This is a genomic window from Cupriavidus sp. OTU4054 (genome assembly GCF_038440175.1).
Classification (GTDB): Bacteria; Pseudomonadota; Gammaproteobacteria; order Burkholderiales; family Burkholderiaceae; genus Cupriavidus; species Cupriavidus pauculus_D.
The window spans coordinates 261,332-284,570 of sequence record NZ_JASATF010000002.1 but is presented as its reverse complement, the minus strand read 5'-3'; the positions used below and the strand labels follow the sequence as shown (position 1 = coordinate 284,570).

19 protein-coding genes are annotated in these 23,239 nt (G+C 66.6%); 13 read left to right on the top strand and 6 right to left on the bottom strand.

The window, feature by feature from the left end:
- Positions 1 to 36 precede the first annotated feature (36 nt).
- Genes AAHB16_RS04145 through AAHB16_RS04135 form a run of 3 tightly spaced genes read left to right on the top strand, consistent with a single transcriptional unit; the run spans position 37 to position 1,552 of the window.
- A complete protein-coding gene (locus tag AAHB16_RS04145; protein WP_411859893.1) occupies positions 37 to 447 on the top strand; it encodes a glycine zipper domain-containing protein in 411 nt (136 codons plus the stop codon).
- A 53-nt stretch (positions 448 to 500) separates the two neighbouring features.
- Entirely contained in the window at positions 501 to 1,109 is a 609-nt protein-coding gene (locus tag AAHB16_RS04140) for a hypothetical protein (protein ID WP_342050178.1), read from the top strand.
- A 38-nt stretch (positions 1,110 to 1,147) separates the two neighbouring features.
- On the top strand, positions 1,148 to 1,552 hold the full coding sequence (locus AAHB16_RS04135) for an RT0821/Lpp0805 family surface protein (RefSeq protein ID WP_342050177.1): 405 nt from the start codon (positions 1,148 to 1,150) through the stop codon (positions 1,550 to 1,552).
- Between the two features lie 16 nt (positions 1,553 to 1,568).
- On the opposite strand, the gene AAHB16_RS04130 is transcribed toward AAHB16_RS04135, so the two are convergent.
- Entirely contained in the window at positions 1,569 to 3,884 is a 2,316-nt protein-coding gene (locus AAHB16_RS04130; protein WP_446718061.1) for a patatin-like phospholipase family protein, read from the bottom strand.
- Between the two features lie 117 nt (positions 3,885 to 4,001).
- Here AAHB16_RS04130 and AAHB16_RS04125 point away from each other — a divergent pair, with 117 nt between their 5' ends.
- Positions 4,002 to 4,271: a hypothetical protein gene (locus tag AAHB16_RS04125; protein WP_223851715.1), complete on the top strand. Its 270-nt coding sequence runs from the start codon at positions 4,002 to 4,004 to the stop codon at positions 4,269 to 4,271.
- 23 nt (positions 4,272 to 4,294) lie between these two features.
- On the top strand, positions 4,295 to 5,404 hold the full coding sequence (locus AAHB16_RS04120; protein ID WP_150374513.1) for an AI-2E family transporter: 1,110 nt from the start codon (positions 4,295 to 4,297) through the stop codon (positions 5,402 to 5,404).
- On the opposite strand, the gene aspT is transcribed toward AAHB16_RS04120, so the two are convergent.
- Together aspT and AAHB16_RS04110 are read right to left on the bottom strand one after the other, a co-directional pair.
- Positions 5,388 to 7,079: an aspartate-alanine antiporter gene (aspT, locus tag AAHB16_RS04115; protein ID WP_342050176.1), complete on the bottom strand. Its 1,692-nt coding sequence runs from the start codon at positions 7,077 to 7,079 to the stop codon at positions 5,388 to 5,390. The genes AAHB16_RS04120 and aspT overlap by 17 nt on opposite strands.
- 21 nt (positions 7,080 to 7,100) lie before the next feature.
- A complete protein-coding gene (locus AAHB16_RS04110; RefSeq protein WP_150374511.1) occupies positions 7,101 to 8,717 on the bottom strand; it encodes a bifunctional aspartate transaminase/aspartate 4-decarboxylase in 1,617 nt (538 codons plus the stop codon).
- Between the two features lie 195 nt (positions 8,718 to 8,912).
- Here AAHB16_RS04110 and AAHB16_RS04105 point away from each other — a divergent pair, with 195 nt between their 5' ends.
- The 5 genes from AAHB16_RS04105 to fabI are packed head-to-tail and all read left to right on the top strand — an operon-like array spanning position 8,913 to position 16,943.
- Positions 8,913 to 11,693 carry a decarboxylase gene (locus tag AAHB16_RS04105; protein WP_342050175.1) on the top strand — a complete coding sequence of 927 codons (2,781 nt, stop codon included), beginning with the start codon at positions 8,913 to 8,915 and terminating at the stop codon, positions 11,691 to 11,693.
- On the top strand, positions 11,683 to 13,992 hold the full coding sequence (locus AAHB16_RS04100) for a DUF3141 domain-containing protein (protein WP_342050174.1): 2,310 nt from the start codon (positions 11,683 to 11,685) through the stop codon (positions 13,990 to 13,992). The genes AAHB16_RS04105 and AAHB16_RS04100 overlap by 11 nt, the downstream gene beginning before the upstream one ends.
- Positions 13,993 to 14,015: 23 nt before the next feature.
- Positions 14,016 to 14,942, top strand: coding sequence for a phosphate acetyltransferase (locus AAHB16_RS04095; RefSeq protein ID WP_263364826.1), 927 nt, complete (start codon positions 14,016 to 14,018; stop codon positions 14,940 to 14,942).
- A 4-nt stretch (positions 14,943 to 14,946) separates the two neighbouring features.
- Positions 14,947 to 16,164, top strand: a complete 1,218-nt coding sequence (locus tag AAHB16_RS04090; protein WP_342050173.1) for an acetate/propionate family kinase — start codon at positions 14,947 to 14,949, stop codon at positions 16,162 to 16,164.
- Positions 16,161 to 16,943, top strand: a complete 783-nt coding sequence (gene fabI, locus AAHB16_RS04085; RefSeq protein WP_150374506.1) for an enoyl-ACP reductase FabI — start codon at positions 16,161 to 16,163, stop codon at positions 16,941 to 16,943. The genes AAHB16_RS04090 and fabI overlap by 4 nt, the downstream gene beginning before the upstream one ends.
- 22 nt (positions 16,944 to 16,965) lie before the next feature.
- On the opposite strand, the gene AAHB16_RS04080 is transcribed toward fabI, so the two are convergent.
- Both AAHB16_RS04080 and AAHB16_RS04075 read right to left on the bottom strand, forming a co-directional pair.
- A complete protein-coding gene (locus tag AAHB16_RS04080) occupies positions 16,966 to 18,903 on the bottom strand; it encodes a hypothetical protein (protein WP_342050172.1) in 1,938 nt (645 codons plus the stop codon).
- Positions 18,904 to 19,097: 194 nt separating this feature from the next.
- Positions 19,098 to 19,979 (bottom strand): LysR family transcriptional regulator, encoded by an 882-nt coding sequence (locus AAHB16_RS04075; RefSeq protein WP_342050171.1) that lies wholly within the window; start codon positions 19,977 to 19,979, stop codon positions 19,098 to 19,100.
- A gap of 221 nt (positions 19,980 to 20,200) precedes the next feature.
- Here AAHB16_RS04075 and AAHB16_RS04070 point away from each other — a divergent pair, with 221 nt between their 5' ends.
- Positions 20,201 to 20,854 carry a hydrolase gene (locus tag AAHB16_RS04070; RefSeq protein ID WP_191002357.1) on the top strand — a complete coding sequence of 218 codons (654 nt, stop codon included), beginning with the start codon at positions 20,201 to 20,203 and terminating at the stop codon, positions 20,852 to 20,854.
- Positions 20,855 to 20,857: 3 nt separating this feature from the next.
- Here AAHB16_RS04070 and AAHB16_RS04065 read toward each other — a convergent pair whose 3' ends face one another.
- Complete coding sequence (locus AAHB16_RS04065; protein ID WP_342050170.1) at positions 20,858 to 21,757, bottom strand: LysR family transcriptional regulator; 900 nt, start codon at positions 21,755 to 21,757, stop codon at positions 20,858 to 20,860.
- A 116-nt stretch (positions 21,758 to 21,873) separates the two neighbouring features.
- On the opposite strand from AAHB16_RS04065, the gene AAHB16_RS04060 reads away from it, so the two are divergent.
- Both AAHB16_RS04060 and AAHB16_RS04055 read left to right on the top strand, forming a co-directional pair.
- Entirely contained in the window at positions 21,874 to 22,629 is a 756-nt protein-coding gene (locus AAHB16_RS04060; protein ID WP_150374502.1) for an SDR family oxidoreductase, read from the top strand.
- A 151-nt stretch (positions 22,630 to 22,780) separates the two neighbouring features.
- On the top strand, positions 22,781 to 23,194 hold the full coding sequence (locus AAHB16_RS04055) for a phosphate-starvation-inducible protein PsiE (RefSeq protein ID WP_342050169.1): 414 nt from the start codon (positions 22,781 to 22,783) through the stop codon (positions 23,192 to 23,194).
- Positions 23,195 to 23,239: the final 45 nt, after the last annotated feature.

The following is a 23,239-nucleotide window of genomic DNA, read 5'->3' as shown; positions in this document are numbered from 1 at the left end:
GCCGTTTGCGTGACGGCCGGCATCTGGGGCGCCGCCATGGCGCAGTCGCGTCCCATCGCGTATCCGGCCAAGGGCCAGAGTGCGCAGCAGCAACAGAAGGACGACGGGGCGTGCTACGCGTGGGCCAAGTCGAACACGGGGATCGATCCCGCGGCGGTCAACACCGCGCCGCCGCCGCAAGGGGGGCCGGCGGTGGGCGGGGGCGAGCGCGTCGGTGGCGCGGCGCGCGGTGCGCTGGGCGGCGCCGTGATCGGCGGCATTGCTGGCGATGCGGGCAAGGGCGCGGCGGCCGGCGCGGCCGTCGGCACCATGGCGGGCGGCGCGCGGGCGCGCCAGAACAAGCGCAATGCCGAGGCGAACGCGCAGGCGCAGTCCACCGGGGCGCTGGATACGTATTACCGGGCCTATTCCGCGTGCATGGAAGGGCGCGGGTATTCCATACGCTGACCGGCGACGCCGGCCGGCCCGCGATGTCTGAGGTCTTCGAGAAGGAGGTTCCCATGCCGACACAACATGAATCCGGAAGCGTCTTGCGCTTCCTGGTGCCGCTGCTGGCGGCTGCGGTCTGGTCCGCGGCCGTGGCGCAGCCCGATATCAAGAGCAGCGTCACGCGCACGCCCGGACAGGCGACCGCCTCGGCGACGGCGACGGCCGTGGCCACCATCACGGCGATCGATGCGCGGAACCGGAGGATCACGCTGAAGACGCCGCAGGGGCGTGTCATGGACATGACCGTCGGACCGGAAGCCCGCAACTTCGAGCAGCTGCGCGTGGGCGACAAGGTGACCGTGTCCTATCAGGAAGCGCTGACCGTCAGCCTGAAGAAGGGGGCGGGCGAAGCGACCGTGCAGGAGCGCGAGATCGCCGAGCGGTCGCAGCCGGGCGCCAAGCCGGGCGGGACCATGGGCCGCGAGGTCACAGTGGTGGCGCAGGTGGTGGCCGTCAACAAGGATGCGCAGATCGTGACGGTGAAGGGCCCGCGCGGGCAGGTCATGGACCTGCATGTGTCCGACCCCGCGCAGATGCAGGACGTCAAGCGCGGCGACCGGGTGCAGGCCGTGTATACGGAGGCGATCGCCATCTCCGTGGAACCGGGCGCAGCGAAATGACGGGCCAGATGAACGAGGAGTGCGACATGAGGTCCGACATGAGGCCGTCCCTGAACGGACGGGCCGTGGCCGCCACCACGGTGGCGATGGCGATAGCGATGGCGATCCCAGCGCCCGTCCATGCATATTTCGATCATTTCCTGAACGCCACCATCGTCGGCACGCTCGGCAAGGCAGGCACCGAGCAGCTGACCACTACCTTCAATCGCGTCATGAGCGAGTCGGCGGACGGCACCACCGAGCCGATCAAGCTGCCGCCCAACAATGCCGGCAAGGTCACGGAAGGGTCGATCACCCCGCTCCAGACCCGTACCGAGGGCGGCCAGCGCTGCCGCCAGGTGCGCACGGAATTCCGGCAGAGCGGACGGCAGCCGGAACGGTGGAAGGGCTGGTATTGCCAGCAGGCGGATGGCAGCTGGAAGAAGGCGATGCTCAAGGATTGATGCCGCCGCGCCGCGATCACGGCTTGCCCAGGAACAGGTAGAAGCTGTAATGGCCCGCGGAGGCCCGGCCATATGCCAGATAGAACGGACCGATCGGCGTGTCCAGCGCCACGAAGACCGAGCCGGACTTGAGCCAGCCCGTGGGGTTGCCCGGGACGAGCGGGGCGCCCACGCGGCCCAGCTCCAGCGAGAAGCCGCCATACACGCCCTCCAGCAGCGACTGGCGCGCCAGCCGGTTGTAGTAGACGGCGCGCACGAACTGCAGGTTGCTGCCCAGCAACTGGCCGGTGCTGTAGCCCGATTGCTGCAGGAAGCCGCCCCACTGGAAGAGATCGTAGGTCGGCAGTGTGTTGCCGCCGAGATTGCTGCCGGCACGGAACCCGAGATTCACGGTATGGGGACCGGTGGACATCGCATAGAGGCCCGTTGCCTCGCCCTTCGTATACGACTGGTCCGCGCCCAGTTCGGGCCGCGAGGCGAACAGATTCAGGGTGCCGGCATAGCCGCTGCGCGGGAACGCCGTGCTGTCGATCTGATCCACGAGCAGCCGCGCGGTGAACGCCCCGCGGCGCGCGCTGGTGACCGGCGGCGCAAACGCCTGGGGCCCCGTGCTGAGCGAGATCTTCTGCTCGCCGAACAGGACGCCGGCCCGCGCCTCCGCATAGCGCGTGAACTGGGCGCCGACATCGAATCCCGCGTCGTAGCTGCGCAAGTCGTAGGTGGCAATGCGGCTCGTGTCCTGAAAGACGTAGAGCGGGCGCCGTTCCAGCTGGATGCGCGGTGCCACAAACAGCGTCTGCGAAAGATTGACCGGCTGATAGAACTCGCTGATGAGCCGGCTGGTCTGGCCGGCCTGCGCGTCGGTACGCCACTCCGCCCCCAGCGAGTTGATCCAGGTGCGCCGGTAGCTGCCCAGCACGCTGAAGAACGAATCGCCGCGGAAATCGGTGCTCAGGCCCAGGCCGAAGCGAACATAGTTGGGGCCGTACGATTTCTCGACCGCGTCCACCGAGAGGATGCGCTTGCCCGGTTCCTCGAGCACCCGGTAATCGACGTGCTCGAAGTCGCTGGTGCCGAAGACGCGGTTCAGGTCCTCGTTGAGGCGCGCCTCGTCGAGCGGCGCGCCCGGCCTGGTCTGGATGCTGGAGGCGATGTAGTCCGGGTTCACGCGTTGCATCGGCGCGATGCGGATCTCGTCGATTTCGCGCCGGTCGGGCGGCGGCACGGCCTGCTGGCGCGCGCGCAGCGCCGCGTACATCTCCGGCGGCAGCGACAGCGCCTCGAGCTTCGCCGCCTCCTTGCGCGCCGCGGCCTCGCCGATAGGGATGGTGCGCGCGAGGTGATCGAAATCGGCGGCCGAGAAATCGCCGAGCAGGGGCTCGATCAGGATATCGTTCGGCCCGATCGCGGCGAGCGAGGACCGTACGTTTTGCTCGGTCAGGATATTGAGCATCTGCATGGTCACGCTCAGCGCGGAGCGCAACTGCTGGCGCGTCATCAGCGGCGTGCCGAGATTGACCGCGATGATGATGTCCGCGCCCATCGCGCGGGCCACGTCGATGGGCAGGTTGTCCACCAGGCCGCCATCCACGAGCAGCTTGCCCTCGTACTCGACGGGGGCGATCGCACCGGGCACCGACATGCTCGCGCGCATCGCGCGCGACAGTTCGCCTTCGCGGAAAACGACCGCGGTGCCGGTCACGAGGTCCGTCGCCACGGCGCGGTACGGAATCGGCAGCGTATCGAAGTCCCGATAGCCGGGCGCGGGCGCCATCTCGCGCAGCACCTTCTCCAGCTGGACGCCTGTGACCGCGCCCTTGGGCAGTACCAGTTCGCCTTCCTGAACGCCGATCTCCGGGGTGATGAGGTTGGAACGGTCTTCCTCCTTGCGCCGCATCGTCAGGTTCTGGCGGGGCGGGCGCTCGTTGAACAACGCGCGCGCGGAGATCGTGCCGACCATTTTTTCCATGGCTTCGGGGCTCGTGCCCGTGGCATACGCGGCACCGACGAGCGCGCCCATGCTCGTGCCCGCGATGCAGTCCACGGGCACCCGCAGCGATTCCAGGACTTTCAGCACGCCGATATGCGCGGCGCCACGCGCGCCGCCGCCGGACAGCACCAGGCAGACGCGCGGGCGCGCCACGGTCGCCACGGACGCCGCGCGGTCGTTCGTGTCGCTGCCGCTGCCCGACTGGGCGCGCACTGGCGCGTGCGGCAGGCTCGTCAGCAGCGCGAACGCAATGGACCAGGCAAGGCGATGGCTTGACACATGGATATGGGGTCGAAACTTCGCGTGAACGCGGCGCGGTGGCCGCTTGCTAGCCTCACCCATCAATCTGGATGTCCGCATGCACATTGACAAGGGCCTTTGGTCCAATGCTAGGCCCAAGGACCAATTGCTTTGCCCGGAGACATGGCTGAATCTGTGCTCAGGAGGGGAGCAGGCACCATGTACAGAATCGGAGTCTGGCTGATCGGCGCGGCATGCGCGATTGCGGCGCTGGGGGTGTTCTTCAGCGAGCCGAGCGGCCGCATGCCCGAAAAGATCAACCTGTTGCGGGTCGCGCTCGGTCTCGAAGTGCAGATGTTCAAGCTGTCGGACGCGCCGGCGCGCTACCTGCTCAACGTGCCGGCATACGACTGGCTGCTGGGTTGCCTCGTGCTGGCGCTGATCGGCGCGGGGCTCATGGCCGCGGCGCGCTGGCGGCGGCATGCGTGACCGCTTCGCGCAGGGAGACTGCCATGTCACGATCCATGTTCCCGGTCGCGCGCGTCTCGCGCACGCTGATCGACGTCTATATCCGGTTCAGCCTTATCGCGCTGCTGGCGGTGTTCTGCTTCCAGATCTTCCGGCCGTTCCTGGATCTCATCGTCTGGTCGCTGATCCTCGCCATCACGCTCTATCCGCTGCATCTGCGTCTGCAACGCAGGATTCTGGCCGGGCATGGACGCACCGCCACGCTGCTGATCGTGCTGGTGATCGCCGTGGTGCTCGTGCCGACCTATCTGCTCGGTACCGCATTGATCGAATCGGGCGAGCACGCGATGTCGGTGGCGCGCAGCGGGGAGCTTCGCATCCCGCCGCCTGCGCAGTCGGTCGCAAGCTGGCCCGTGGTCGGCCAGCGCGTCTATGACTTCTGGCTGCTCGCGTCGACCGATGCGACCGCCGTCGTGCAGAAACTCACGCCACAGATCAAGGCGCTCGGCGTCACGGTGCTCGGGGCCGTCGGTGGCGTCGGCGCGGGGCTGCTGGTATTCGTCGGCGCGCTGGTCGTTGCCGGCATCTTCATGGCGTACGGGCAGTCGGGCGCGCGCGCCGCGGTACAGATCGCGTCGCGCATTTCGGGGCCCGAGCGTGGGCCCGTCATCGTGGACTTGTGCACGGCGACCATCCGCGCGGTGGCGCAGGGCGTGATCGGCATCGCCTTCATTCAGATGCTGCTGATCGGCATCGCGTTCGTCGTCAAGGGCGTGCCCGGCGCGGGGCTGCTCGCGCTGGCGGTGCTGCTGCTCGGGATCATGCAGCTGCCGGCATCGCTGGTCACGATACCGGTCATCATCTTCGTGTTCTTTACTGGGGGCGTGAGCACGGCCAACGTCGCGTTTGCGGTGTACGTCTTCGTCGCGGGGCTCGTCGACAATGTGCTCAAGCCCATGCTGCTGGGCCGCGGCGTCGCGGTGCCGATGCCCGTGGTGCTGATCGGCGCGCTGGGCGGCATGATCAGCGGCGGTGTCATCGGCCTGTTTATCGGGCCGGTGGCGCTCGCCGTGGCTTATCAGCTGTTCTGGCAGTGGGTGGAGGACGTGCCGCCGGCCGACGACGACACGCGCGCGCTCACGCGAGAATCATGATCATGACCATCCCCCAGATCGTCAGCAGCGTATTGCCGACCGCATAGGTGACGGTATAGCCCAGGCCGGGCACCTGGCTCTTTGCCGCATCGCAGACCATGCCCAGTGCCGCCGTCGTCGTGCGCGCGCCCGCGCAGATACCGAGGATCAGCGCCGGATGGAAGCGGAACACGAACTTCGCGATCAGCATGCCGAGCACCAGCGGCACGGCCGTGGCAAAGATCCCCCACAGGAACAGGCTGACCCCGAGTTTCTGCAGGCCGGCGATAAAGCCCGGCCCCGCGGAGATGCCCACTACCGCGATAAACATGTTCAGGCCCACCGAGTTCATGAACCACAGGGTTGGCTCCGGAATCCGGCCGAACGTGGGATGGATGGCGCGGAACCAGCCGAAGATGATGCCCGCGATCAGCGCGCCGCCGGCCGTGGAGATCGTCAGCGGGATGTCCGCCACCTTGATCACGACGGCACCGACCAATGCGCCGACGAAGATCGCCAGCGATACGAACGCGACATCGGTCACCGTCGTGGGGCGATCGACATACCCGATGCGCCGCGCGGCGGCATTGATGTCCTGCGTGCGGCCCACCACGGTGATCACGTCGCCACGGTACAGGCGCGTCTTCGGCAGCACGGGAATCATCGTCTCCGTCGGGCCGCGCTTGATCTTCCGGAGAAAGACCCCGCGCGCGCCCGGCCAGCGCGCGAGTTCCTCGAGCGGCTTGTCGTCGACCTCCTTGTTCGTGACGTAGATATCGACGCCTTCGGTGGGAATGTCGAGCAGTTCGGCGTCATGTACCTCGCGGCCGCTGGGGCCGAGCCGCAGGATCAGCTGGTCGCGCTTGCCGCCGATGGCCACGATGTCGTTGCCTTCGATACGCGTGTCCAGTTCCACCTCGATGATCTTGCCATTGCGGCGAATGCGCTCGACAAAGGCGCGCACGCCGTCGCGGGTGCCCGCTTCGAGCTCGCCGACGGTCTTGCCGATAAAGATGCTGTCGGGCGCCACCGAATAAGCACGTACCTCGAACTCGTGCCATTCCGTCGCGCCTTCCGCGCCACCCGCGCCCGCGCCGAGCATCTTCTCGTAGTCGCGGCATGCCGCCTGCAGATCGATACCGAGCAGTTTCGGCCCGATTTGCGCGAGGATGATGGCCGAGCCGACAGTGCCGAAGATATAGGTCACCGCATAGGCGATCGGCATGCCGTCGAGCAGCGCCTTGGCCTCGTCCGGCGGGAGACCAAGGCGGTTGATGGCATCCGTGGCCAGCCCCATCGACGCGGAGATGGTTTGCGAGCCGGCGAACAGCCCGGCCGCGGAACCGAGGTCGTAGCCGGCAAGCATCGCGGCTGCGAGCGACGCCGCCAGCGACAGCACCGCCATGACCACCGCGAAGATCGCCTGCGGCAGGCCATCGCGGGCGATACCGCGCACGAACTGCGGACCCACGCCGTAACCCACGGCGAACAGAAAGATGAGGAAGAAGACCGATTTCACGTTACCGGAGATCTTCACGCCGAGAATCCCGATGACGATGGCCACGAGCAGCGTCGACGTCACCGCGCCCAGGCTGAACCCCTTGAAGCTTTTCCCGCCGATCCAGTAGCCAACCCCGAGGGCCAGGAAGATGGCGATCTCGGGGTAGGCGCGCAGCGTGTTGACGAACCAGGTCATGATCTCACCTCGTTGTTGTGCTTACGTCTTTTTTCCCTTCGACGACTTGCCATGCGATGCCCGGTAACGTTCGAGGTACTCGTCGCGCAGCTTGCGGACCGAGCGGCCGATCTTGACGTAGTCCTCCTCGTTGAGATTGGCGAGCGACACGCGGCCCGAAGGGTGATGCGTACCGAAGCCGCCACCGGGCAGCAGCACCACGCCCGCTTCCTCGGCCAGCCGGAACAGCAGCTCGTAGGGCTGGATCGAGTCGAGCAGCCAGGCGACGAACTCGGGTCCCACCTCGCGGCTCATCTGTTCCACATCGAGCAGCGTGTAGTAATCCACGACGTTCGCATCGGGCGCCTCCGCCGCCGCGCCCATGCCGCGGTAGAGCGCCGCCTTGCGGCTGCGGATCAGCTGCTTCATGGTCTGCTTGTAGGTCTCGGCGGTGTCCATGAGCGAGAACAGCGAGAAGAGCACCATCTGGACCTGCTGCGGCGTCGATAGCCCCGCGGTGTGGTTGAGGGCAACCGTGCGGCTGTCGGCGACGACACGGTCGATAAACAGAAGCTTCTCGGGCGTCGTGGTGATGGACGCGTAGCGCTTGTTCAGCGCGCCCGCCACATCCTTGGGATGCTTGCCGATCGTATGGTCGAGCAGGTTGGTCTTGTGCGTCGCGATCACGCCGAGCCGCCAGCCCGTGGCGCCGAAGTACTTCGAGTACGAGTACACGAGGATCGTGTTGTAGGGGCACATGGCGAACAGCGACACGAAGTCGTCGGCGAAGGTGCCATACACGTCGTCGGTCAGGATGATGAGGTCCGGCCGTTCCTTGACGATCTCGGCGATATAGGCAAGGCTCTCGTCGCTCACGCGCACCGACGGCGGATTGCTCGGATTGACGAGGAAGAAGGCCTTGACCTTGGGGTCGCGCAGCTTGTCGAGCTCCTTCTTCGGGTACTGCCAGCCGCCCGCCGGATCCGCATCGATCGCGATCTCGTGCAGCTGATACTCGGCGAGCTCCGGAATCTCGATATACGGCGTAAAGATCGGCTTGCCGAGGGCGATCACATCGCCCGGGCGCAGCAGGTGATTCGTGCGCATCGACGAGAACAGATAGGTCATCGCGGCCGTGCCGCCCTCGACCGCGTAGAGGTCGAAGTCGCCCGCGAACGGATGCTTGCCGATCATTTCGCGGCGGATGTACTGCTTGACGATCTTTTCGGAGAGCCGAAGCATGCGATCGGGCACGGGGTAGTTGCAGGCCAGGATGCCTTCGCACATCTCGTACAGGAAATCGCCGCCGTCCAGACCCAGCTGGTCGCGCACATAGGACACCGCACCGGCCAGGAACGGCACGCCCGGCACGTCGTGATGCGCGCGTACGAACAGGTCGAAGCGCTCCTCGATACCGGCGCGGCGGGGGAATCCGCCGACGCCGGACGACAAATACGAAAACGAACGTTCGGACTCGATCATCGCGAACAGTCCGAGCTGCCAGAAACCATGGCGAGGCGTGGTGGCCAGAAAATTTGGATTCCCGCGGCCCGCGTTGAGCATCAGCCGGTTCGACACGCTGCCGGCAAGCTTGATGAGTTCGTCCTTGAGTTCGAATGGCGAGAGACTCGCCAGATTCGATGTATCCCGCTTGTTCATCGCCCGTCTCCGGTCATTTACCCGATAGTCAACGTAGGTCGCAACCGCGTGACGCTCAATTGGCCCAAAGGGCTAATGCGTGGCGAATGGGCCCAAAGTCCAATGGCAAGCGTTCGAATGCGGTCCACATTGGTGGGGGATATCCGAAACCGGAACCCTTTGGAGTTCGGAACCCCTGGCATAGGGAGGCGATCCATGGAACAGGACCGGATTCAACCGGAGACGCGGGGGCTGCATCAGTTTCTTGCCGCGTCCGAGGGCCGCATCGACCGCTGGCGCACGCTGCATCGCGTCAGCCGCGCGGCGGGCGCGGGGAGCGCGACCGCCGACGATTGCGTCGCGCAGGCGCGCGCATTGCTCGAGGAGCTGCGTCCGCTCGAGCAGCTCAATGGCTATCCCGGGCCACGGCTGTTCGGCCAGGTGGAGGGCCGGCTCGCGCAACAGGACTGGAACGGTCTGACGCGGCTGCTGGGCCGCATCAGCAACGCGCTGCTCTCCAACAGCTACCGCGACCAGCGCGATGCCTGGCTGCCCGACGACGAAGGCGAGGTGCTGCGTCTGCCGGACTTTCTGCCGCCCTCGATCGGACACGGGCAGAGCCGCAAGCCGTATTTCGAGGTACTGATCGTCTCGCCGGGCGACCGCGCCGCGTGGGAGGACATCTGCGCGTCGTTTCGCCTGCTGCGCCGCGACGACGATCCCTTCGTCTACGAGCCTGTGGTCGCGGGCACGTTCGAAGACGCGCTGCTTGCGGCGATCTTCAACTTCAACCTCCAGGCGGTGGTCATCGTCGATGGCTTCTCGTTCGCCTCGGCCCATACGTCTCCCGAGTTGCGCGAGATCATCACGCGCAATACGCCGGTGGGCACGAAGCAGGGCGTCGATGACAACGGCGTGTCGCTCGCGCGATTGCTGCGCCGGCTGCGGCCGGAGCTCGACGTCTATCTGTCCACCGATCGCGATGTGGGACATCTGGCGGGCTCCGAGGCGGCCGCGCCGCTCCGCCGGATCTTCTATGGCGTGGAGGAGCCCATGGAAGTCCATCTGGCCGTGCTGGACGGCGTGAAGGACCGCTACGAGACGCCGTACTTCGACAACCTCAAGCGCTACGCGCAGCGGCCCATCGGCACCTTCCATGCATTGCCGGTGGCACGCGGGAAGTCGATCTTCAAGTCGAACTGGATTCGCGACATGGGCGAGTTCTACGGGGCAAACCTGTTCCTCGCGGAATCGTCGGCGACCACGGGCGGGCTGGACAGCCTGCTCGAGCCCACGGGCAATATCAAGAAGGCGCAGGACAAGGCCGCGCGCGCATTCGGCGGCGATCGCAGCTTTTTCGTGACGAACGGCACCTCCACGGCCAACAAGATCGTGCATCAGGCGCTGCTGTCCCCCGGGGATATCGTGCTGATCGATCGCGACTGCCACAAGTCGCATCACTACGGCATGGTGCTGGCCGGTGCGCAGCCGCTATATATCGACGCCTATCCGCTGACGCAGTACTCGATGTACGGCAGCCTCGCCATCCGACCCATCAAGGAGGCGCTGCTCGCCCTGAAGGCCGAAGGCAAGCTTGACCGTGCGCGGATGCTGGTGCTGACCAATTGCACGTTCGACGGGCATATCGCCAATGTCCGCCGCACGATGCTGGAATGCCTGGCCATCAAGCCGGACCTGATCTTCCTGTGGGACGAAGCGTGGTACGGCTATGCGCGCTTCTCGCCGTTCCTGCGCATGCGCACGGCCATGGGCGCGGCGGCCGAGATACGCGCGATGATGGCGGACCCGGCCTATCGCGATCGCTACGATGCGTTCCGGGCCTCGGTCCGGGACCTGCCCGATACCGATCCGCGGCGGCTGGACATGGAGCAGCTACCGGACCCCGACCGCACGCGCGTACGCGTCTACGAGACCGACTCCGTGCACAAGTCGATGTCGGCCTTGCGGCAGGGCTCCATCATCGTGGTGGCCGATCAGGATTTCCATACGGTCGAGGCGCCCTTCAAGGAAGCGTTCTTCACGCATACCTCCACGTCGCCGAACCTGCAGATCATCGCGTCGATCGATCTCGCGCGCCGGCAGATGGAACTGGAAGGTTACGAACTGGTGCAGCGTGCGTTGCAACTGGCCATCGAACTGCGTCAGGAGATCAACCAGCATCCGCTGATCTCGAAGTATTTCCGCGCCGCCACGCCGGCCGAGATGATTCCCGAGCCGTACCGCATCTCGGGCTTCGCCGACTATGCGGCGCCGGGCAAGACCGTGGCCGATACCGCGCAGGCCCTGCGCGACGACGAATTCTTCCTCGATCCCACGCGCATCACGCTGCTGTGCGGAGGCGCGGGCTACGACGGCACGCAGTTCAAGGGGCTGCTCGCGGAGAGGTTCGATATCCAGATCAACAAGACGTCGCGCAACAGCGTGCTGGTGCAGATCAATATCAACAACACGCGCAGCGACCTCGCCCACCTCGTCAAGGCGCTGACGGATCTGTCCCGCGAACTCGATCGCCGGCTGGAGGAGGGCGGAGAGCCCGAGCGCACGGCGTTTGCTGCGCGCGTCCAGGCGCTCGTGGAGGACGTGCCGGACCTGCCCAACTTCAGCCGGTTCCACGATGCCCTGCGCGACGATGCGGACAGCCGCACGCCGGAAGGCGATATGCGCACCGCGTACTACCTGGCCTATCGGGCCGAGTGCTGCGAATACCTCCGGCTGAACGATCCGCGCATCGACCAGCGGCTGGCTGACGGCCCCGAACTCGTGTCCGCCAAGTTCGTTATCCCATATCCGCCCGGCTTTCCGATCATGGTGCCGGGCCAGGTGATCACGCCCGAAACCATTGCGTTCATGCGCAAGCTGGATGTCAAGGAAATCCACGGCTTCAACGCCGCGCGCGGTCTGGAACTGATCAAGCCGGAGGCGCTCGCCGCATTGGCGGTGAAGCGCATGCCGGGAGGAAATCGCCATGGCGGCTGACAAGCGAATGACGCGTGCCCGCGAGGTGGGCATCAAGAGCGGGCTCGTGTTGCGAAAGCGCGTGGCGCACGCGCGGGAAGCCTTTGCGGAACGCGTCCGGCAGGCGACCCCCGCGCCCGGGGACGCGCCATCGGTCGCGTCGATGGCCGACCCGGCGGGCGCCTTTGCCTATGCGCTCGACGCGGGCCAGCGCGCCATCCTGTTCTGGGACACGCTGCGGGAACGCGGCAACCAGTTCGTCGAGCATACGGTCTCGGGACTCAAGCCCGTGCTCCATTTCGACTACGACATGGTCCTGGACGGCCGGACCTTCGATCGGCCGGTCAACTACGCGCTGCTGCGCATCAAGCCGCCGGACGGCGTCACCGTGGACGATTCGCGGCGCCCTTACGTGATCATCGATCCGCGCGCGGGGCATGGGCCCGGCATCGGCGGCTTCAAGGACGATTCGCAGGTCGGCGTGGCCCTGCGCGCGGGCCATCCCGTTTACTTCGTGATCTTTTTCCGCGATCCCGAACCCGGGCAGACACTGCTCGACGTTTGCGAGGCCGAGCAGAAGTTCGTCAAATGGGTGCGCGCGCGGCACCCGGACAGCAGCAAGCCGGCGATCGTCGGCAACTGCCAGGGCGGCTGGGCCGCGATGATGGTGGCCGCCTCCGACCCCGACGACACCGGGCCGATCGTCATCAACGGCGCGCCCATGTCGTACTGGAGCGGTGCGTGGCAGGAGGGCGAGGGCGACAACCCGATGCGCTATGCGGGCGGGCTGCTCGGCGGTACGTGGCTCGCGTCGCTGACGGCCGATCTCGGCGACGGCAGGTTCGACGGCGCGCATCTCGTGCAGAACTTCGAGAACCTGAACCCCGCGAACACCTTCTGGGACAAGTACTACAACCTCTACCGCAAGGTCGATACCGAGCCGCCCCGGTTCCTCGAGTTCGAGCGCTGGTGGGGCGGCTTCTACCTGATGAACCGCGAAGAGATCGAATGGATCACGCGCAATCTCTTCGTCGGGAACAAGCTCTGGTCCGATGGCGGCGAACGCGGGACGCACGACCACCAGCCCGAGCACTTCGACCTGCGCAATATCAAGTCCCCGATCATCCTGTTCGCCTCGATGGGCGACAACATCACGCCGCCGCAACAGGCGTTCAACTGGGTGGCCGACCTGTACGGCAGCACGGACGAGATCAAGGCGCGCGGGCAGGTCATCGTCGGCATGATGCACGAGTCGGTGGGGCATCTGGGCATCTTCGTGTCCGGCAAGGTCGCCCGCAAGGAACATAAGCAGATCGTATCGGTGCTGCGCAGTATCGAGTCGCTGCCGCCGGGTCTCTACGGCATGGCGATCACCGAGACCGGGGCGACGGATCCGCAATCGGGCGAGCCCGAGTACGAGGTCACGTTCCGCGAACATCGCCTCGAGGACATCGTCGAGCGGTTCAACCGGTTCGAGCGCGTGGACGAGAAACCGTTCGAGACGGTGGCCGGTATCTCCGAGCTCAACCAGCGCGCCTACGAGCTGTTCGCGCAGCCGTTCGTGCAGGCGATGTCCAACGAGACGACGGCGAGAATGCTGCGGGAATGGCATCCGCTGCGCGTGCAGAACTGGATGTTCTCGGACCTGAACCCGTGGATGGCATGGGTCAAGCCCGCGGCGGAAGCGGTCAGGGCAAACCGCCAGGCGCTCGGGGACGACGATCCCATGCGCCAGCGCGAGGCCGCGGGCGCCGAGATGGTCAGCGCCGCGCTCGACCATTACCGCGCGCTGCGCGATGCGTTCATGGAGGCGGCATTCTTCGGCATCTTCGGCACGCTGCGCGCGCTCTCTCCGCGGGAGGGCGATGCCGGCGCGCGGCGTCGGGCGCCGCGTGTTCCGCCTGAGATCGAGCAGGCGATGGCCGCCCTCAACAAGGGCACCTACGTCGATGCGCTGGCACGCGTGGCCGTCATGCTCACGCGCGACGGCAAGCCATTGCCGCTGGCCCGGCTCGAACTCCGAAAGGAACTGGCGGAGGACTACGCGGATTTGCTGCCCGAGGTCGACACGCATGCCTGGCGCACCACGCGGGGGCTGCAGGAGATCATCGTGCGCGGCGCGCCCGCCGAGGCGCTCCAGGGCCTCCCGATCATGCTGCGGGACAACGCCGACCGTCGCCGCCTGCTGACGCTGCTCGACAAGGTGGCCGCGGACGAACGCGTGATCGGCGCCACGCCGTCGGAGGATCAGCGCGCGATGCTCGCACGGATTCGCGCGGTGCTTTCCAGCGGGCCACGGCGCCCACGTCATGTCGCGTGAAGTGCGCCACCGGAGCCACGCATATGGAAGCCCGACACGAGAAATACCACCGCCTGATCGAATTCTGTCGCGCGTTGCCGCCGATGCCGACGGCCGTGGCGCATCCCTGCGATCGCAGCGCGCTCGAGGGCGCCGTGGAAGCGGCGAAGGCGGGGTTGATCGAGCCGCTGCTGGTCGGTCCGGCGGCGCGCATCCGGGAGGTCGCGAGCACGTGCGGGATCGATATCGCGCGCTTCCCGCTGATCGACGCGCCGCACAGCGAGGCCGCCGCCGCGCAGGCGGTGCATGCGGTGCGCGCGGGGCAGGCAGAGGCTCTGATGAAGGGCAGCCTGCATACGGACGAACTGATGAGCGCGGTGCTGAGCCGCGAGTCGGGACTGCGCACGGCCAGGCGCGTCAGCCACTGCTTCGTCATGGACGTGCCCGGCCATCCCAATGCGCTGATCCTTACCGATGCGGCGGTCAATATCGCGCCGACGCTGATGGAGAAGGTCGATATCCTCCAGAACGCGATCGACCTCGCGCACGCGCTGCATATCGACGAGGTGCGCGTGGCCATCCTGTCCGCGATGGAGACGGTCAACCCCAAGGTGCCGTCCACCATCGAGGCCGCGGCGCTGTGCAAGATGGTGGACCGTCGCCAGATCACCGGTGCGCTTGTCGACGGCCCGCTTGCGCTGGACAACGCCATCGACCCGGAGGCCGCGCGCATCAAGCAGATCGAATCGCCGGTGGCGGGGCGCGCCAACGTGCTGCTGCTGCCGGATCTGGAAGCCGGGAACATGCTCGCGAAGAGCCTGTCGTTCCTGGCCGGTGCCGACGCGGCGGGCATCGTGCTGGGGGCACGCGTGCCCATCATCCTCACCAGTCGGGCCGACACGGTCACGACGCGGCTCGCCTCCTGTGCGGTGGCCGCGCTCGTTGCGGCGGCACGGCGCAACCTGGTATGAGCGCATGGCAGACGTGATTCTCGTCCTCAACGCCGGGTCATCGAGCATCAAGTTCCGTGCCTACGATGCGGGCCGGCAAGAGTTGCCCCTCGTGCTTCGGGGCGTGCTCGATGGGCTCTACACTTCGCCGGCGTTCCATGCCTGGGACGGGAAGGGCGCGGAGATCGGCAATGCCCGATGGGAGGGGGGCGAAGGATTCGGGCATGCCGAAGCCGTGGAGTTCCTGGCGCGGTTTCTTCGCGACGAGGAGGGCGGGCACACGCTCGTGGCGGTCGGGCATCGCGTGGTGCATGGGGGCATGCGCTACGCAGGGCCGGCAAGGGTCACGCCCGCAGTGGTGGCGGAATTGACCGCGCTGCGGCCGCTGGCGCCCCTGCATCAGCCGCACAATCTCAAGCCCATCCAGATCCTGCTCGAGCGCCGTCCCGATCTGCCGCAGGTGGCGTGCTTCGATACGGCCTTCCATTTCACGCAGGCGCAACACGCGCGGGCGTTTGCGCTGCCAGCGACGATCACGGACCGCGGCGTGTGCCGCTACGGCTTTCACGGCCTCTCGTACGAATACATCGCCAGCGTGCTGCCGAGGCTCGACCGCCGCGCCGCGCAAGGCGCGACCGTGGTCGCCCATCTCGGCAATGGCAGCAGCCTGTGCGCCATGACGGCAGGCCGCAGTGTGGCCAGCACGATGGGCTTCACCGCCGTGGACGGACTGCCGATGGGCACGCGCAGCGGCAGCCTCGATCCCGGCGTCATCCTCTACCTGATGGACGAACTGGGCATGGATACGCGCGCGGTGGAAGACCTGATCTATCGCAAGTCGGGCCTGCTCGGCGTGTCCGGTATTTCCAGCGATATGCGCGAGCTGCTCGCGAGCGACGACCCCCGGGCCCGATTCGCCATCCAGCTCTATACGTACCGGATCGGGCGCGAGCTTGGCAGCCTTGCCGCCGCGCTCGAAGGGCTCGATGCGCTCGTGTTCACCGCCGGCATCGGCGAGAACGCCGCTCCCATCCGTCAGCAGGTCTGCGAACGGGCGGCGTGGCTCGGCGTGGAGATCGACGGGGGCCGCAATGCGCACGGAGGCCCGCGCATCAGCAGCGATGCGAGCGGCATATCGGTGTGGGTGGTCCCCACGGACGAGGAACTCATGATCGCGAAGCACACGCGCGCCATTGCCTTCGGCGGCGATGCGCCGGTGCGGACGCAAGGAGACAGACCATGACCATCGACACGCCATCGCCCGTTCTGGCGGGCAGCAAGGCGTTGGTCTGCGGCATCGCCAACGACTCGTCCATCGCCTATGGCTGCGCGAAGGCCTTTCGCGCGCTGGGCGCGGAGGTCGCCATCACCTACGCCGACGAGAAGTCCCGCCCGTACGTCGAACCGCTGGCGCGCGAGCTGGCCGCACCGTTGTTCATGCCGCTGGACGTCACGAAGCCGGCCGAACTGGACGCCGTGTTCGATCGGATCACGCAAACGTGGGGCAAGCTCGATATCGTCGTTCACTCCATCGCGTGGGCGCCAAAGGAAGATCTGCAGGGCGGCCTGCTGAACTGTTCGAGCGAGGGCTTCGGCAAGGCCATCGATATCTCCTGCCACTCCTTTATCCGACTGGCAAAGCGGGCCGTGCCGCTGATGCGCGATGGCGGCACGCTGTTTGCGATGAGTTATCACGGCGCCAGCAAGGTCGTGCCCAACTACAACGTGATGGGGCCGGTCAAGGCGGCGCTGGAGGCTTCGGTGCGCTATCTGGCCTACGAGCTCGGCACGCGGCGCATCCGCGTGCATGCGATCTCGCCGGGCCCCATCAAGACCCGCGCCGCGTCGGGCCTCAGGGACTTCGACCTGATGCTGAACGACGCCGGCCACCGCGCGCCGCTGGGCGAGCTCGTCGACATCATGGACGTGGGCTTCACGTGCGCGTTTCTTGCCAGTCAGTATGCGACGCGGCTGTCCGGCGCGACGTTGTATGTCGATGGCGGCGTCAATATCGTCGCCTGACACCTACCCGGGACGTCACCGGTCAATACGTCACCGACCTCGCGCAACGTGCGTCCACGACGAGGGACTTGGGCGCCAGCAGGACCGGAGCGGGGTCCGTGCCGAGAAAGACGGCCCAGGCAAGGGGGCCGGGGTTGACCGAAGACTCCGTCGAACTCCAGATTGGGACGCCGCTCATATTGCCGAAGCCCAGCCGTAACAGGTTCTGTTCGATATTCGGGATGCCCGCCGGGCAGGCAGGGGAGCCGCCCTCCGCGCCGATCTCGCACGCGGCCGGCAGGTACCACGTTCCCGCGGGCACGCCGCGGAGCGTACTGGTGTTGCACGCGCTTGCCGCGTAAGGCGTTCCCGTGCCGAGCGTCGCGACGATGGCCGTGGTGTTCGCCGCGCCATCGGTCAGACTCTGTGCGCCGGCCCCTACCGCGATCCCCGTGCCGCCCCACGTCGTGAGGCCAGTGCTGGGTGCGGCCAGCACCTTCGCCGTGGACGCACCCGTAACGGCATACACGAGATCGCCGTCGATGCTGAACGCCAGCGCGATCGTCGGGCTGGGGCTGGCAACGTTGTCCGCGGTCACCGCGATGCCGCCCTGTGCGACATACGGCTGTGTCGCGGTGAATTGCAGCAGGCAGCTTCCGCCGGGCGCCAGAGTGCCGCAGTTGCCCGCATTCTGCGTCACACCGGTCCACGCGGACGGAAGCTGTGCAACCACGTTGGTGGCAGCGTTGACCCCGGTGTTCATGACCGTGATGAAGGTCGTGCCGCCGTTGACGGCGATGACGCCCGTCGCCGGCACCGACAGCGTCGTGGTATTCGTGACGCAGGACACGCCGACGTTCGTCACGTTCTGCGCGGCCATGGTGCCGCTGCCGTTGGTGACCGTGCACGTCTGCGTGGCGGGCTGCGCCAGCACCGTGACGTCATAGGTCGCGCCTTGCGCGACCGGCGTGGCGAACGTGAAAGCGCCATTGCCGGAGATGATCTGCGTGCCCGCTCCGTTCAGTTGCAGCTGCACCTGCCCGGACAGACCGGATGTGGTGCCACCGACCGTGTAGGTGTTCGCCGAGCAGGTTATCGACACGTTCTGCACGGCCGCGCTACCCATCGTGCCGCTGCCCTGGCCCACGGTGCAGGTCTGGCCCGCGGGCTGCGACTGCACCGTGACCGCGTACGCGCCGCCCTCCGCAATCGCGACCGGGAACGTGAACAGGCCGTTGCTGCTCAGGACGAGGGTATCGCCGCCATTGTTCTGCACGGTCACCGTGCCGGCGAGGCCCGATGCCGTGCCGCCGACGGTATGCGTATTCGTCGCGCAGACGACGGCCACGTCCTGCACGGCCGTGGTGCCCACCGTTCCGGTGCCATGGCTCACGGAACAGGTTTGTCCGGCGGGCTGGCTTGCCACGGTCACGGCATACGCGCCGCCCTGCGCGACGAGCGTCGGGAAATTGAACGTGCCGTCCGTGCTCGTAGACAGCGTATCGCCGCCATTGTTTTGCAGCACGACGGTGCCGGCGAGGCCGCTGACCGTGCCCCCAACGCTGCGCGCCGTGCCGGAGATCGTGTATGTGCGGGTCCAGATCGCACCCTTCTGTCCCACCGTGCCGTCGAACGTCACCGCATTCGGGTCGAGCGTCAGCGTCACGGTCTGGCCGTCGTTGCAGCGGCTGCCGGCAAGCGTCACCGTGACGGTCTTGCCCGGGGCGTCGACGGTCGGCGTGGCCGTCGGCAGCGTGCCGCAGGTACCGGCGGTCCGGAAGAACCCGGCGCCCAGCGCGGCGATCTTCGCGTTGAATGTCGCCACGACGCGCGTGGGGAGTTCGTCAAGGGTGCCCGAGTCGGCGGCGACCGACACCAGCGCGACGCCTGGCGGTTGTGTCGCCGGGGGCGGGGGGGTGGGGGTGGAGGCGGGATCGTCGCCGCCGCATGCCGTCAGAAACGCCGCGCACAGCGCGACCATCGCACCTGCCTGTAAACGTACCCGCGCACGTACCCGCGCCCGTACCCCCGCCCGATACCCCTGGTTCTCCCGTCTTTTCATCGCTGGACCCCACCGTATTTATCGTTGTATGTCGTGGCGAATCCTACACAATCGCGGCCGCGCAATCCATGCCGCTCAAGCGACCCGGAGCGGTTACGCGCGAGTCGGCCGTCTCACGCCGCCACCGGGGACGTGTCGTAACAGGCGAGCAGCATCTCGGTAAGAACCTCGACCTTCCGCGCCGGATGCTGGCTCGGCGGGCGCACGACGTAGGCGCCTGCCACCGGCACCGGATGGCGCGTCATCACGGGCACCAGCGCGCCGGAAGCCACATGCTCGTCCGTCAGGCCATTCGGCAGATACGCAACGCCAAGTCCGGCAAGCGCCGCGGCGAGCAGGGCCGTGCCGTTGTCGGCCTTGAAGCGTCCTTGGGGACGAACCATCACGATCGCTTCGCCGTCCATGAGTTGCCAGCTTTCGGTGCCCTGCATCAGCGCCTGATGGTCGCCGAGCTCGTCCAGCGTCTCGGGCGCGCCGTGCGCGGCGATATAGGCCGGGCTTGCGACGATCTTCGCGTGGATCGGACCGATGCGTCGTGCCAGCAGGTTCGAGTCCGGAAGATGCCCGAGCCGTATCGCGCAGTCGTAGCCTTCGGCGACGATATCGATGAATCGATCGCTGTAGCAGGCCTGCACATGCAGCCTCGGGTGCCGCTGCGCCATCTCCGCGAGCACGGGCGCCAGGTGTGTGGGCCCAAAGGACAGCGGCGCGGCAATGCGCAGGCGGCCGCGGAGTTCGCCGGTGGGCAGAATCGTTTCACGGGCCACCTCGATCTCGGCGCAGGCGCGCGCCGCATGATCGCGGAACGTGGCGCCGGCTTCCGTCAGCGCGGCGCCGCGCGTCGAGCGCGCGAGCAGCTGGACCCCCAGTTCCTCCTCCAGGCGCTGGAGCCGGCGGCTGACGATCGACTTGGTCACGCCAAGCCGGACGGCGGCGGGCGAAATGCCCCCGGCATCGGCCACCTCCACGAATGTCTGCAGTGCTTCGATATTCAATTTGGCGTTCCCCCCAGTTTGATGCCGCGATGCCGATCGCCAATATGTTAAAGCGGTACTGGACAGGAGCGGGCGTTCCACTTTTCGCGACACAGCTCACCGCCGGATACCACTACCGCCGGGGAGGGGGCAATCGCAGAATGCGGCTTCGCGCAACGTCGTCACAAGCGCACGTTGCTTCGAAAACCCATGCCGCGCCAATGGCAACCAAGGATGCTCTGATGACTTTTCGTAACGGCCTCGCTTCGCTTCTTCGTCCGGAAGACTCGGTACTCGTTCTGATCGACCACCAGCCCTACCAGCTCGCGAACGTCAACAGCCACGAGCCGCAGATGGTGATCAACAACACGGTGGCGCTCGCCAAGGCCGCCAAGGCCTTTGGCGTTCCCACGATCCTGACGACCGTGATTGCCGAACGCGGCGGCCTGCTCTTTCCGCAGATCACCGATGTGTTTCCGGGCCAGGAGGTCCTCGACCGCACGTTCATCAACACCTGGGAGGACCGCAGCGTGGTGGACAAGGTCAGGGCGACGGGCCGCAAGCAGCTGATCATCGCCGGGCTCTGGACCGAGGTCTGCGTGGCCATGCCGGCCATCCAGGCCCTCGGCGAGGGCTGGGACGTGACCGTGGTAACCGATGCATCGGGCGGCACCTCGGTGGAGTCCCATCAGGTCGCCATCCAGCGCATGATCGGGGCCGGCGCGAACATGATGACGTGGCTGGCGGTCGCGGCCGAATGGCAGCGCGACTGGGCCCGCGTGGCAAGCGCCGCCGCGCTGACGGAAGTGCTCGTCCAGCATGCGGGCGGCAGCGGCATTGCGTATCTGTGGGAGCAGCAGTTGCTCAACACGCCGGTGCCCAAGGCCGCGCGCTGACCCTTATCGTCCCTTATCCGACAGGGCTTTCACGAGCCCGTCGAACACCGCCCGCACGCGCTTCGGTACCGGACCGCGCTGCGGGCGGTACACACACAGATCCCACGGCTCCGGCGCGAACGCCTGCAATAACGGCACCAGTTCGCCCGAAACGATATGGCTGTCCGCCAGAAAACCGGCGATCTGCCCGAAGGCCAGTCCCGACAGCACCGCATCGCGCTCGGCCTCCGAGTCGTTGCTGGTAAAGGTGGGCTTTGCCGGCGTGAAGCGCTGACCGCCCCGGAACAGCCAGGGCCATCCGCGCCCGGTCGTCTCGTCATGCATGACCGTGGTTGGCAGCGACTCCAGATCGCGTACGTGCGCGGGCGCGCCGACACGCGCGATCAGCCCCGGGGTGCCGACCACATGGAATGCGTGCTTCGCGACCTTGCGCGCCACGAACCGGCTGTCCTGCAACAGCCCGAAGCGTACGCCGATATCGATCCGCTCGTCGATCACATGCGCGGGCGTGTCGCTCAGGTTGAGGTCGATCCGTAGCCCCGGATGCCGCATGGCGATATCGGCAAGCACGGGCAGCAGGCCGATGCGGCCCAGCGCCTTGGGCGCGGTCAGGTGCACGACCCCCTCGAACTCCGACGTTTGCCGGCCATGCTCGGTCGCGAACAGCGCATCGACCTGCCGCAGGCTGTCTCCGGCGCGGCTGGCCAGTTGCTCCCCGAACTCGGTAATGCGGATCTGCCGCGTATTGCGGTGGAACAGCATCTCCCCCTGCAGGCGCTCCAGTTCCTGAATCGCGCGCGTGACCGCCTGCGGTGAGATGCCGAGCTGGATCGCGGCCTGCTTGAAGCTGCCCGTTTCCGCGGCGGCCATGAAGATGCGGAGCATTTCGAGTCGGTTGAGCATGTCGGTCTCGATTCCAATTTCTGGAATTATGAAATCGAAACGTTTCCATTTCAAGAAACTGTCGCCACACCAATACTAGGCTCCATCGCAACGATACATTCTCGAAGGAGCCGAACATGAGCAACCCTCTCGCCAACAACATCGCAGGAAAAGTGGTCGTCATCACCGGTGCCAGCAGCGGCCTCGGCGAAGCCACCGCGCGCCATCTGTCCGCGCTCGGCGCCAACGTCGTACTCGCGGCGCGCCGTGTGGAACGGCTGGCCAGCATTGCCGCGGAGATTCGCGCGGCGGGCGGATTCGTGGAGGTCGTACCCACGGACGTCACGAAGCAGGCCGACGTGCGCCTGCTGATCGAAACCGCCGTCAAGGCGTTCGGCAAGGTCGATGTACTGATCAACAATGCCGGTCTGATGTCGATTGCCCCGATGAGCGAAACCAAGGTCGATGAATGGGACCGCATGATCGACATCAACGTGAAGGGCGTGCTCTACGGCATCGCCGCCGCGCTACCGGTATTCCAGCAGCAGGGCTACGGCCACTTCATCAACATCGCCTCGGTCGCGGGCGTCAAGGTCTTCAGCCCCGGCGGCACGGTCTATAGCGGCACCAAGTTCGCGGTCCGCGCGATCTCCGAAGGGCTGCGCCATGAAGTGGGCGCGTCGATCCGCACGACGACGATCGAACCCGGCGCGGTGGATTCGGAACTCAAGCACGGCAGCTCGCACGAGGAAAGCGCGAACTTCGTGAAGGACTTCTACAAGCTTGCCATCCCGTCCGCCGCCGTGGCACGCGCGATTGCCTACGCCATCGAGCAGCCGGCCGACGTCGATATCAACGAGATCGTGCTGCGCCCGACCGCCCAGGAATTCTGAGCGCCCCCCCCCGGTCCAGTTCGTGCGATTGCGAAATCGCGCAGCAGACGACATAACCGGTCCGGTCCCGCCAAAGCCATCATTGGCGGGACTGGGTGGACAGGCACGTATCGTGAAGAATTCAAACCGAGGGTCATCGCCCGAGCGCTTCGTGCGCGCAAAACTCGAAGGCATCCTCAGCGCCGTCGAGGTCGTGGGACTGGCGGTCATCGGCCTGGGGACCATCCTCGCGATGGCACAGGAAGGCTGGAAGATCGTCGGGCAGGGCGAGGTATCGATCACCGACCTGCTGCTGATGTTCCTCTACCTCGAAGTACTGGCGATGGTGGGCCGGTACCTGAAGCTCGGCGAATTGCCCGTGCGCTTCCCGCTGTATATCGCGATGGTGTCGCTGGCGCGCGACCTGATCCTTCGCTTCAACGAAGTCTCCGAGTTCCATCTGCTTGCACTCTGCACGGGCATCGTGATGCTGGCCTGCGGCGTGCTGATCCTGCGCTACAGCCAGACACGCTTTCCGCTTCCGGACGACAAGGACGCGGGGAGTGCGGAGCAGGGCGGTCCGTGACCGGCGTCGGCGTGCCGGCCGATCCGTCTCGATTCTCGCGGCAGG

Excerpts from the sequence above, each read along its gene's own strand:
- AAHB16_RS04105 (WP_342050175.1), top strand. The coding sequence starts at position 8,913 with ATGGAACAGGACCGGATTCAACCGGAGACGCGGGGGCTGCATCAGTTT.
- AAHB16_RS04065 (WP_342050170.1), bottom strand. The coding sequence starts at position 21,757 with ATGCTCAACCGACTCGAAATGCTCCGCATCTTCATGGCCGCCGCGGAA.
- AAHB16_RS04125 (WP_223851715.1), top strand. The coding sequence starts at position 4,002 with ATGTACAGAATCGGAGTCTGGCTGATCGGCGCGGCATGCGCGATTGCG.
- aspT (WP_342050176.1), bottom strand. The coding sequence starts at position 7,079 with ATGACCTGGTTCGTCAACACGCTGCGCGCCTACCCCGAGATCGCCATC.
- AAHB16_RS04120 (WP_150374513.1), top strand. The coding sequence starts at position 4,295 with ATGTCACGATCCATGTTCCCGGTCGCGCGCGTCTCGCGCACGCTGATC.
- AAHB16_RS04080 (WP_342050172.1), bottom strand. The coding sequence starts at position 18,903 with ATGGTCGCGCTGTGCGCGGCGTTTCTGACGGCATGCGGCGGCGACGAT.
- AAHB16_RS04070 (WP_191002357.1), top strand. The coding sequence starts at position 20,201 with ATGACTTTTCGTAACGGCCTCGCTTCGCTTCTTCGTCCGGAAGACTCG.
- AAHB16_RS04110 (WP_150374511.1), bottom strand. The coding sequence starts at position 8,717 with ATGAACAAGCGGGATACATCGAATCTGGCGAGTCTCTCGCCATTCGAA.
- AAHB16_RS04090 (WP_342050173.1), top strand. The coding sequence starts at position 14,947 with ATGGCAGACGTGATTCTCGTCCTCAACGCCGGGTCATCGAGCATCAAG.
- AAHB16_RS04100 (WP_342050174.1), top strand. The coding sequence starts at position 11,683 with ATGGCGGCTGACAAGCGAATGACGCGTGCCCGCGAGGTGGGCATCAAG.
- AAHB16_RS04095 (WP_263364826.1), top strand. The coding sequence starts at position 14,016 with ATGGAAGCCCGACACGAGAAATACCACCGCCTGATCGAATTCTGTCGC.
- AAHB16_RS04140 (WP_342050178.1), top strand. The coding sequence starts at position 501 with ATGCCGACACAACATGAATCCGGAAGCGTCTTGCGCTTCCTGGTGCCG.
- AAHB16_RS04145 (WP_411859893.1), top strand. The coding sequence starts at position 37 with ATGGCGCAGTCGCGTCCCATCGCGTATCCGGCCAAGGGCCAGAGTGCG.
- AAHB16_RS04135 (WP_342050177.1), top strand. The coding sequence starts at position 1,148 with ATGAGGCCGTCCCTGAACGGACGGGCCGTGGCCGCCACCACGGTGGCG.
- fabI (WP_150374506.1), top strand. The coding sequence starts at position 16,161 with ATGACCATCGACACGCCATCGCCCGTTCTGGCGGGCAGCAAGGCGTTG.
- AAHB16_RS04060 (WP_150374502.1), top strand. The coding sequence starts at position 21,874 with ATGAGCAACCCTCTCGCCAACAACATCGCAGGAAAAGTGGTCGTCATC.
- AAHB16_RS04130 (WP_446718061.1), bottom strand. The coding sequence starts at position 3,884 with ATGGGTGAGGCTAGCAAGCGGCCACCGCGCCGCGTTCACGCGAAGTTT.